Raw genomic sequence first — 9897 nt, 5'->3', positions numbered from 1 at the left:
CCTCAGCCTGGCGCAGCACCGCCATGATCTGCGGCTCGGTAAATCGGGTTTTTCTTATTCGAATCTCCTCAGTTCACGCTACGAGAAAATTCTACTGCCAAACCCCTTAACCACGGGGAGGATTACCGTTGGTTCCCTGAGGTTTCAGAAGCGCTGTCGTCGCAACGTGAACCAACGTTCGCTTCGAGGCGTTTTAAGGCAGCGCCGTCTGCCGCGATGAAAGTCTCGATGGGCTTTGGACAGGCCAACACCAGTGGCTGCGTCGGCCACACAACATTCCACAGACCCGTTAACGCCCGGTGGACTGGCCGATCAGCCAACCGACCTGAACCAGTCCCGCGATGATCAGCATGCAAAGGCCCGGCCACCCGAAGACCTGCCAAACCTGCCCACCAATCCAACCGATCAGCGCGCCGCCCATGTAATAAGCCAGCAGGTAAAGCGTGCTTGCCTGCGTGCGCGCGGTTCTGGCACTGCGCGCGGCCCAACCCGAGGCGATCGAATGGGCCGCGAAGAAACCGGCGGTGAAAAGCGTCAGCCCCAGCATCACCACGACGATCCTTTCGGACAGCATCAGCCCCATGCCGCATAGGCTGCCCACCAGTGCGATTTGCAGAATCTGCGTTTCGCCATGCCGCTGCGCCAGCGCGCCTGCCGGGGGCGCAATCAGGATGCCCACTGCATAAAGCAGAAACATCCCGTTGACCCAGACAGGATCCAGCCCGAACGGGGCTGCCAGAAGCCGAAAGCCCAAGTAATTGTAGACCGAAACCATGGCCCCCATCAGCAGGAAGGCGGAGATGTAAAGCCTGCGCTGATGCGGATCGCGCAAATGGGCGATATAAGCGCGCAGCTCGGCAGCGGGCGGCACGCGGCTGGGGGTGAAGTTCCGCGACTTGGGCAGCAAGACCAGAAATGCGACTGCCGCCGCCAGCCCGATCCAGCCCACTGCGGCTAGACCCGCATGCCAGCCATAAAGATCCGCGACATGGCCCGAGATCAGCCGCCCGGCCATGCCGCCAAGGGCCGCCCCCGATACATAGATCCCGTTCGCCGCCGCGCGCGATGCCGGGGCCATCTCCTCGCTCAGATAGGTGATCACGACGGCCGGAACGCCGGCAATGGCGATGCCGCAGCAGGCGCGCAGCACCAGAAGCAGTCCCCAGTCGGCCACGACCGAGGTCAGCAGCATCGTGACCGAAGAGAGCAGCAGCGACATGGCCATCACCGGCTTGCGTCCCAGCCGGTCGGAAAGCCGAGCCGTGCCAAGCATCGCAACCGCCAGCGCGGCGATGGTCAGCGACAGTGACAGGCTGGCGCTTGCGGCAGTAATGCCGAATTCGGCCACGAAGATCGGCATCAGCGGCTGGACGGCATTCATGATCGCAAAGACCGAAAAGCCTGCAGCCACCATTGCTGCGGCGATGCGCCAGTACTCCGGCGACCCTAGGGCGATGCCCGACGATAAGCCGGGCGGCTCATCAGTCATTGTCTCAATGCCTCAGCAGCGCCTCGATCCCGGCAGCCACCCTTAGAAGATAGCGGTCCTGATACCAACGGGTCAGGATCTGCAAACCGATCGGCAACCCGTCCGCCGTCGTGCCACAGGGCATCGAGATCGCCGGATGCCCGGTCAGGTTCAGCGGATAGGTGAACGGATACCACACGCCTCTGATGGTGCCGCGGTTGCCGGCGACCGTGACCTCGCCCGCCGTGTCTAGGCTGATCGGGATCGCGGGGGCAGTCAGAACCGGCGAGACGATGATATCGGCGCGGGCGAGAACCGTCTGGATTGCGCGGAAGATCGCGGTGCGGGTATAGGCCGCCTGCGACAGGTCGATGGCGCTGAGCGCCGTGCCCTCGACGATCCGGGTCAGCAGCGTGGTATCAAGCTGGTTGCCGAATACCGGAACCTGCGGCCCGACCCGGGCGGCGATGCCCGCGCGCAGGACCGTCATGAAGGCCCCTTCGACTGCACGGAAATCAAGGTCGATCTCTTCGACCTCGGCGCCTTCGGCAGCCATCTTTTGCACTGCATATTCGGTCGCCGCTGCAACCTCGGGATCGACCTGCGCACCGGCGCGGGGCAGCCAGGCGACGGTCAGGCCCTTGAATCCGGTGAAGGGTTTCGGGACAGGCAGATCGCCCTGACCAAAGGGATCGGCGGGATCGAAACCCGCCATCGCCTCGAAGAACAACGCCGTATCGGCCACGTCGCAGGCCATCGGGCCGACATAGGAATTCGCGCCGAACAGGTCGGGAAGTTGCAGATGCGGGACCATCCCAAGCGTCGGCTTCAGCCCGACGATCCCGCAGCAGGCCGCCGGAATGCGGATCGAGCCGCCGCCATCAGACCCGATGGAAAGCGGCCCCATACCGGCACGGACCGCCACTGCAGAGCCCGATGAGGACGCGCCCGGCGTGCGATCGGGATGCGTCGGGTGCAGGGTGCGCCCCGACACGGGCGAGGTCGCCTCGGGCTTGTGCCCGAACTCGGGTGTGGTGGTCTTACCGATCATCACGCCGCCCGCCGCACGCACCCGCGCGACGGAAACGGCATCGGTGGTCGGCACGAAGGTTTCGTATGCTTTCGAGCCGTTCGTGGTCCGCACGCCCGCCGTGTTGATCAGATCCTTGACTGAATAGGGGATGCCGTGAAGCGGCCCGCGCAGCTTGCCAGCCATCAGCTCGGCCTCGGCGGCCTTGGCCTCGGCGCGGGCTTCTGACACGGCCACGGTCACGAAGGCGTTCAGATCGGACCGCGCTTCGATCCGGGCAAGCGCAGCCTCGGTCGCCTCGACGGGCGAGATCTGCTTTGCAGCGATGGCCTGCGACAGCGCCACGGCGGAGAGATCGGCAATATCGGTCATCGGTCGGGATCCTGTCAGAGCATGTTGCGACCGCCATTGATGGCGATCGTCTGTCCGGTGATGAAGCGTGCCTCGTCCGAGCCAAGATAGGCGACAAGCCCGCCCACCTCTTCTGCCGTCGCGATGAAGCCTGCCGGGGTGGCTGCGACCAAATTGTCGAGCGTTTCTTGCGGGATGCGCTGATGCGCTTCGGTCGCGATGGCGCCGGGGCAAATGGTGTTGACGGTGATGCCGTGGTACGCAAGTTCGGTCGAAAGCGCCCGTGTCAGTCCGACGATGCCCATCTTGGCGGTAGCATAGTCGGCAAGCCGCAGATCGCCCGAAAAAGCTGCGTCGCTTGACATGTTGAGGATACGGCCCCTGCCCCGCGCCTGCATCCCCGGTGCGACCAGACGGCACATCCGGAGCGTGGTCATCAGGTTGATCTCGATGACGAAGCGCCAGACCTCCTCCTCGCTTTCACAGAAAAGCGAGGCGCGCTCGCGGGCGGATTGCCCGACGTTGTTGAACAGCACATCCACCGGACCGAAGGCGGCTTCGGCCTCGGCCAGCGCGGCTTTCACCCGCACTGCGTCGGTGCAGTCCAGCGCGACGCCGCGCCAATGCGCAGGGTCGATCCCGTCCGGTGCCTTTGTTTCGCGCAGGTCGAAGGTGGTCACGCGCGCGCCTTCCTGCGCCAGACGGATCGCGCTGGCGCGGCCGATCCCGCCGCCCCCGCCGGTGACGAGGGCGTGCTTGCCGATGAACCTCATGGCTGTCTCCTCAGTGGAAGCTGCGGCCGCCATCGACGGCGAGCGTCGTGCCGGTGACATAGGCGGCGGTAGGGCCCGCCAGATAAGTGATCGCCTCGGCCAGTTCCTCGGGCTCGGCGATGCGCCCCAAGGGGTAACGGTCGCGGATCTGCTGAAGGCGCGCTTGCGGGTCTTCCTTGCCCTGCCACGAGCGGTCGAAAAGATCGGTATGGACAGCGCCGGGGCAGACGGTGTTGACGCGGATCGCGTGTTTCGCCCAGTCGAAGGCCAAAGATTTCGACAACATCACCAGCCCCGCTTTGGCCGAGCAATAGGCGGCACGGTCGGCAATCGGACGCAGACCGGCGGCGGAGGATACATTGACGATCGCCCCCCGCCCCGAGGCCTTGAGCCAAGGGAAGGCCGCGCGGCAGGTCCGCATCGGACCCGACAGGTTCACGTCGATGACATGCGCCCAGGCCTCGTCGCTTACATCCTCGGTGGCGGCCTCAAGGTCGATGCCCGCACAGTTCACCAGTATATCGATCCCGCCCAGCATCTTGGCCAGCGTCGTCATCGCCTGCTGCACGGCGCCGGCATCCGTCAAATCGGCCATGGCCGAGGCAAAGGCGTCATCCGCAAGGGCTGCCCGGTCGATCACCCCCACCGCGCCCCCCCGCGCGGCCATCATCCGCGCGGTGGAAAGGCCGATCCCGGCGGCCCCGCCGACGACAATGATCTTGTAACCCGCAAGCCCGCTCATGCGTCGGCCAGCAGGTTCGCACGGATGTCCGCTGCGATATCGTCACAACGCCCGATCCAGACATTGTCCTGTTTCCGCACATGTTCGATGAACCGTGCCAGAACCGTGGACCCCGAGGGCTGGCCGATGAATTCCGGGTGCATGGCGACGACCATCATCCGGTCTTCGGCATGCAGCGTGTCGAATTCCCAGGACCAGGTGTCCAGCACCTGCGGCGGCGAGGTGATGGTGCGGCCGGGCAGGATCTTGGAAAACTGGAAATAGGGGCTGTCGGTATTGATATATCGGAACGGCAGTTCCACGCAGTCGATATGCGCACCACGCACCTTCAGCAGATAGGGCGCGTCATCGTCAAAGAAGTTCGACGAGTATTTGAACCCGTATTCCTTGATCAGATCCATCGTCACATCGGTCAGCTCGGCCGCGGGGCTGCGCCAGCCGCGCGGGACCTGTCCGGTGGCGCGGATGATCGCCTGCTGCGCCAGCTCCATCTCTTCGCGCTCTTCCTCGGGCGAAAGCGACACGATCCAGCGGTGGGTGTGGCTGTGGTGGGCGATCTCGTGCCCGTCCTTCAGCAGCGCGTCGATCACCTCCTGATGCGCCAGCACCACCTCGCCCGGGACAAAGAACGTCGATTTCACCTCGTAGCGGCGCAGCACGTCCAGCACCCGCCAGACGCCGCGCTTCCAGCCATAGGCACCCTGCGACATCAGGATCGGGCGCTTGCGGGCCTCGGGGTCGCGGGCGGTCCACATCGTCTCGCAATCAAGATCGAAGCTCAGCATCAGGGGGAAGCCCTTGGTGGTCATGCTCATGGAAAGGTTCCGTCAGAAGAAGCGCGTGAAAGAGACCCAGCGTTGGGCCAGAAGAAGCACCACCGCGGTGCCCGCGACCAGCAGCGTCGAGGCGGCGGCAATCGAAGGATCGACCCCGTGTTCGACCGAGGCGAAGATCTTTACCGGCAGGGTCGACTGGCGCGGGGTCAGCAAGAAGATCGTCACCGGCACGTTGTCGAGCGAGGTGACGAAGGAAAAGATGCCGCCGGCGACAAGGCCGGGCTTGAGAAGCGGCAGGGTAACAAGCCGGAACGCCTGAAACCGGTTCGAGCCAAGAACGGTCGCCGCTTCCTCAAGCTGGGGGTTCAGCCCGGTCAGCGAGGACATGGCAGAGCGCACCACATAAGGCAGCGTGATCAACACATGCGCCCCCATCAGCACCCAGGGCTGCCCGCGCAAGCCAAGAAGCGAGACATATTGCAGCAGCGCCACGCCGATCACCACGGCGGGAAAAACCAGCGGCGCCATGACGATGGACAAGATCAGATCGCGCGCGGGCACCAGCCTGTGATGCAGCGCGTAAGAGATTGCGGTGCCAAGCATCACGGACAGCGCAGTGGCGCCTGCGGCAAGCCAGAGGCTGGTCCAGATCGCCCTGATATATGAGGCCGATCCCAGCACCTCGCCAAACCACCGAAGCGTCCAGCCTTGCGGCGGCACGGTCAGGTAGGTGGTCTTGGTGAAAGACGCCAGAACGACGACGATGGTCGGCGCGTTCATGTAAAGAAGGATCAGCGCGGCAAGGATCGTCAGCAGCGTCGAGGGCTTTCTGCTGATCATGTCGAAATCCCCCGGGTGAAGTAGGCCGAGATGCGGTTGGCAGCCCAGATCAGCGCCAAGGCCAGAGCCGTCAGAATGAACGCCAGCGCAGCACCTGCGGGCCAGTTCAGATTGGTCATGAACTCGTCATAGATCTGTGTCGCCATGACCTTGTAGGTCGGCCCGCCCAGCATTCGCGGCGTGACAAGGGCAGAAATCGACAGCACGAACACAAGGATCGAGCCGGTGATGATCCCGGGGATCGCAAGCGGGATCGTCACGGTGAAAAACACCCGCGCGCGCGAGGCCTTAAGGGTGAAGGCCGCCGCCTCGACATCCGGGGGGATATTCTGCAGTGCCGGGATCAGCAGCAGCGCCATGAAGGGAACATAGATCTGCGTCAGCCCGATCACGACGCCCGTGAGGTTATACATCAGATCAAGCGGGGCGCTGATAATGCCGCTGGCCATCAGGGCTGCGTTGATCACCCCGTTCGGCGCCAGCAGCACCATCCAGCCGAAAGAGCGCACCACGATGTTGCACAGAAGCGGAAAAATAACCAGCAGGATCGCCGCCGTCTGCACCCGCGGCGACGAGCGCAAAATGAACAACGCCAGCGGGAAGCCAAGGATCAGGCAGGCGAAGGTAACAAGGAAGCCAAGCGCGAGGCTGCGCGCAACGATCTCCAAATAGAAGCCGTCGCCAAGGACCGAGAGGTAGTTGGCGAGTGTCCATGAATTTCCGATGCCCGACCCGGCCGTATAGTCGCGCAAGGACAGCATCGCCATGATCGCGGTGGGCGCGAGAAATCCCGCCAGCAGCAGCACCGTCGCGGGCAGGATCAGCATCGGGCCGGTCAGGGGCGAAGGCTTCATGCCGCAGCCCCGCCGGGCGACAGGAAGACGCGATCCGCCGGAATATCAAGCGCGACGGGCGTGCCTTTGGCAAGCGTGGCAAGGTCAGAACGCGAGGAAACCCGGGCAAGGATTTCGTCGCCGCCGGTCAGGGCCACGACATATTGCACGTTCGCGCCCTCGAAGATGCGCAAGGCGATGGTGCCCGTCAGGGGGCCCACGCCGCCGGGCCGAAGCGTCACATCCTCTTGCCGGATCGTCGCGCGGACCGGGGCGCCTTCGATGAAACCGACATTGGCCGCGATGACCGCACCGCTGCCAAACCGCACGCCGCCGGATGTGGCGCTGCCTTCGATCTTGTTCGGGCTACCGACGAAGCCGGACACAAATCCATTCGCAGGCTGGAAATAGACATCTTCCGGTGTGGCGAGCTGCTGGATATTCCCGCCCGACATCAGGCAGATGCGGTCCGAAAGCGACATCGCTTCGTGTTGGTCATGGGTGACGAAAAGAGAGGTCAGCTTAAGATCGGCCTGCAGTTTCTTGATCTCGATCTGCATCTCTTCGCGCAGTTGCGCGTCCAGATTGGACAGCGGCTCATCGAACAGCAGGATCGACGGACGCGGGGCGATCGAGCGCGCAAGCGCAACCCGCTGCTGCTGTCCGCCCGACAGCTGGCGCGGGAAACGTTTCGCATGCTGGTCCAGGCGAACGCGGGCCAGCGCCTCCATCACCCGGGCGTCAAGTTCACGCCCCGTGACTTTTTGGCGGCGCAGACCATAGGCGACGTTTTCATAGACCGTCATGTGTGGAAACAGCGCATAGGACTGGAACACCAGCCCGATATTGCGCTTGTTCGCGGGCAGGCGGGTCACGTCCTGATCGCCGAACAGGATCTGCCCGCCGCTTGGTTCCAGCAGCCCCGCGATCATCCGCAGGATCGTGGTCTTCCCGCAGCCCGAAGGACCAAGGAGCGAGACGAACTCCCCCTCGGCCACGTCGAAAGAGACGGAATTGACGATCGTCACGTCATCGTAGCGTTTGCTGAGGGATCTGAGGGTTAGGGATGACGACAAGGGTCTCTCCGTCGAGGGCTGGGACCATGCCGAGGGCACCGGTGATCGGCCCAAGGCAAAATGCAGCACGTCAAAGCAGTGTCAGCGGGTGATTTCGCGCTGCCAGCGGGCGCGCCAGTCGGCGACATTGGCCGCGACATATTCAGGGTCCGGGAAATCAAGCGTCTTGAAGATCTCCGGAGGCAGCGCCTCGGCTGCCGGGCCGGTCAGCGAGACCTTGGTGTTCACCGGCCCCTCATACATCACATCCGCCAGACATTTCTGCGCTTCTGGTGAAAGCAGCGTGTCGATGTATTTATAAGCCCCTTCCGGATTGGCCGCGCCCTTCGGGATCACCATGGTGACGTTGATCCCGATTGCGCCTTCCTTCGGATAGGCGATCGCCACCGGCACGCCCGCAGCAGCAGCAGCAGCCGCGCGGTCCTGATACCAAGGCGCGATATCGACCTCGCCGCGTTCGAACATTGCGATGATCTGGTCCGCCTGCGTGTAATAGGCCTTGATGTCGGGCGCGATCTTCTTGATCGCCTCGAACCCGGGATCAAGGTTTTCCAGACTGCCGCCGTTCAGCTTGGCCGCTGCCAGCAGAAAGTGGACACCCGCCGTGCCCGAGATGTCCGGTAGCGCGACGTTGCCCGAAGGCGCGGCGTCGAAGATCGCGGCCCAGCTGTCGGGCGGGGTAGGATAGGCCTTGGGGTTATAGGCAATGGTTGTCGCCGCCCATTGGAACTGCACGAAATGGTCGTCCGCGCCCCAGACCGCCTCGGGCAGGTCGGCGGTATGGGTGATCTTCGCGCGGTCCAGCTTTTCTGACAGTCCCTCGCTGGCCAGCTGGGCCGCAAAGGAATTGTCGATATAGATCACGTCGAAATCCGAGGTCCCACCCGTCGCCCGGACCATCGAGGCGAATTGCGAGGAACTGCCTTCCTGCGGGATCACCGTGTCGCCGGTCGCGGCCTCATAGGGCTGGACATGGCACTGCGTCACGGCTTTGGCAAAATTGCCTCCGAACATGCCCACGACCAGATCTTCGGCATGAGCGGTCAAGGTGGAAAGGCTCAGGGCGAGGATCGTCGTGCCCGTCAGTGCTGTCTTCGTCATGGCGGCCCCTGTTGTCTTGTTATGATCCCAGAACAGCCGGTTCTGCGGATTCTGTCCAGAATAAAACTTTCATGAAAGATACATTAAAGGTATTTAAGCGTGTGCGCACAGATTTTGAGCAAGTTTGTGCCGATCAGCGTGGGATCGAATTCACCAGCAGCACCCGGCGCAGCAGACGCTCCAGCGTCTCGCGTTCGTCCTCTGACAGCATGCGGATGAAATCCAACTCGGCCGCGGCCTGAACAGGCATGGTCTGATCGGCCAGCGCCCTGCCCGCCAGCGTAAGACTGACGCGCACGCCGCGCCCGTCGCTTGGATCCTCGCTGCGGCGGATCAGACCCATCGCTTCGATCCGCGCAAGCTGGTTCGACAGCCCCCCGGACGAGACAACCAGCAGCGCCTGCAGGGCCTTTGGCGTCAGTTCAAACGGCTCGCCACTGGCGCGCAGCGTCGCAAGGATCGCATAGGTCGAATACTTGATGCCGCAGGACTGCGTGACATCGTTCATCCGGTTCGTCACCACCTCGGCCAGACGCAGGATGCGATTGGTGATGTGCTTGCCACGGGTGTCAAGCTGCGGAACCTCGTTCGTCCACAGCCCCACGGCGGAATCCACAAAGTCGGGTTCGTCGTCGACGGAATAGGTCATTATCGTCTTTCATTCATCTCGATGGAAAGATAACCGCTGCTTTCCGCCCGGATGCAACATTAAATCCGGTTGCGCGACGTTTGACATTGGCAGGCGTTGCGCAGTCCTTGGATCGAACACCTGCAGTCAGGGGGCAGTGTCCCAACACATGGTGTAGGAGGCCGCGCGCGGAGCCTTCGGCGTAGCGCAGCGCGCGGCCGTTGGTGACGCTGGCGGTCACCGTCGATCTTCGGACAAGTTTCGGGTTGCGAGACCTTG

At 63.4% G+C, this 9897-nt stretch carries 10 protein-coding genes; all 10 read right to left on the bottom strand.

Features of this window, described 5'->3' with window-relative positions; genetic code table 11:
- Window positions 1-289: 289 nt before the first annotated feature.
- On the bottom strand, window positions 290-1489 hold the full coding sequence (locus GL284_RS20785; RefSeq protein ID WP_155046320.1) for an MFS transporter: 1200 nt from the start codon (window positions 1487-1489) through the stop codon (window positions 290-292).
- A gap of 4 nt (window positions 1490-1493) precedes the next feature.
- The gene (locus GL284_RS20780; protein WP_155046319.1) at window positions 1494-2870 is read right to left on the bottom strand and encodes an amidase; all 1377 of its coding nucleotides are present in this window, start codon (window positions 2868-2870) and stop codon (window positions 1494-1496) included.
- Between the two features lie 14 nt (window positions 2871-2884).
- Window positions 2885-3622 carry an SDR family oxidoreductase gene (locus GL284_RS20775; RefSeq protein WP_155046318.1) on the bottom strand — a complete coding sequence of 246 codons (738 nt, stop codon included), beginning with the start codon at window positions 3620-3622 and terminating at the stop codon, window positions 2885-2887.
- A 10-nt stretch (window positions 3623-3632) separates the two neighbouring features.
- Window positions 3633-4364, bottom strand: a complete 732-nt coding sequence (locus GL284_RS20770; protein WP_155046317.1) for an SDR family NAD(P)-dependent oxidoreductase — start codon at window positions 4362-4364, stop codon at window positions 3633-3635.
- Window positions 4361-5179, bottom strand: a complete 819-nt coding sequence (locus tag GL284_RS20765; protein WP_155046316.1) for a polysaccharide deacetylase family protein — start codon at window positions 5177-5179, stop codon at window positions 4361-4363. Before GL284_RS20765 ends, GL284_RS20770 begins: the two co-directional genes overlap by 4 nt.
- 12 nt (window positions 5180-5191) lie before the next feature.
- Window positions 5192-5980, bottom strand: coding sequence for an ABC transporter permease (locus GL284_RS20760; protein ID WP_155046315.1), 789 nt, complete (start codon window positions 5978-5980; stop codon window positions 5192-5194).
- A complete protein-coding gene (locus GL284_RS20755; RefSeq protein WP_155046314.1) occupies window positions 5977-6834 on the bottom strand; it encodes an ABC transporter permease in 858 nt (285 codons plus the stop codon). The genes GL284_RS20760 and GL284_RS20755 overlap by 4 nt, the downstream gene beginning before the upstream one ends.
- A complete protein-coding gene (locus tag GL284_RS20750; protein WP_155046313.1) occupies window positions 6831-7889 on the bottom strand; it encodes an ABC transporter ATP-binding protein in 1059 nt (352 codons plus the stop codon). The genes GL284_RS20755 and GL284_RS20750 overlap by 4 nt, the downstream gene beginning before the upstream one ends.
- Window positions 7890-7970: 81 nt before the next feature.
- Window positions 7971-8990 (bottom strand): ABC transporter substrate-binding protein, encoded by a 1020-nt coding sequence (locus tag GL284_RS20745; protein WP_155046312.1) that lies wholly within the window; start codon window positions 8988-8990, stop codon window positions 7971-7973.
- Between the two features lie 133 nt (window positions 8991-9123).
- Window positions 9124-9639: a MarR family winged helix-turn-helix transcriptional regulator gene (locus GL284_RS20740; protein ID WP_155046311.1), complete on the bottom strand. Its 516-nt coding sequence runs from the start codon at window positions 9637-9639 to the stop codon at window positions 9124-9126.
- Window positions 9640-9897 lie beyond the last annotated feature (258 nt).

This window comes from Paracoccus shanxieyensis, from assembly GCF_009711265.1.
Classification (GTDB): domain Bacteria; phylum Pseudomonadota; class Alphaproteobacteria; order Rhodobacterales; family Rhodobacteraceae; genus Paracoccus; species Paracoccus shanxieyensis.
This window is presented reverse-complemented; position numbering and strand designations above follow the sequence as displayed.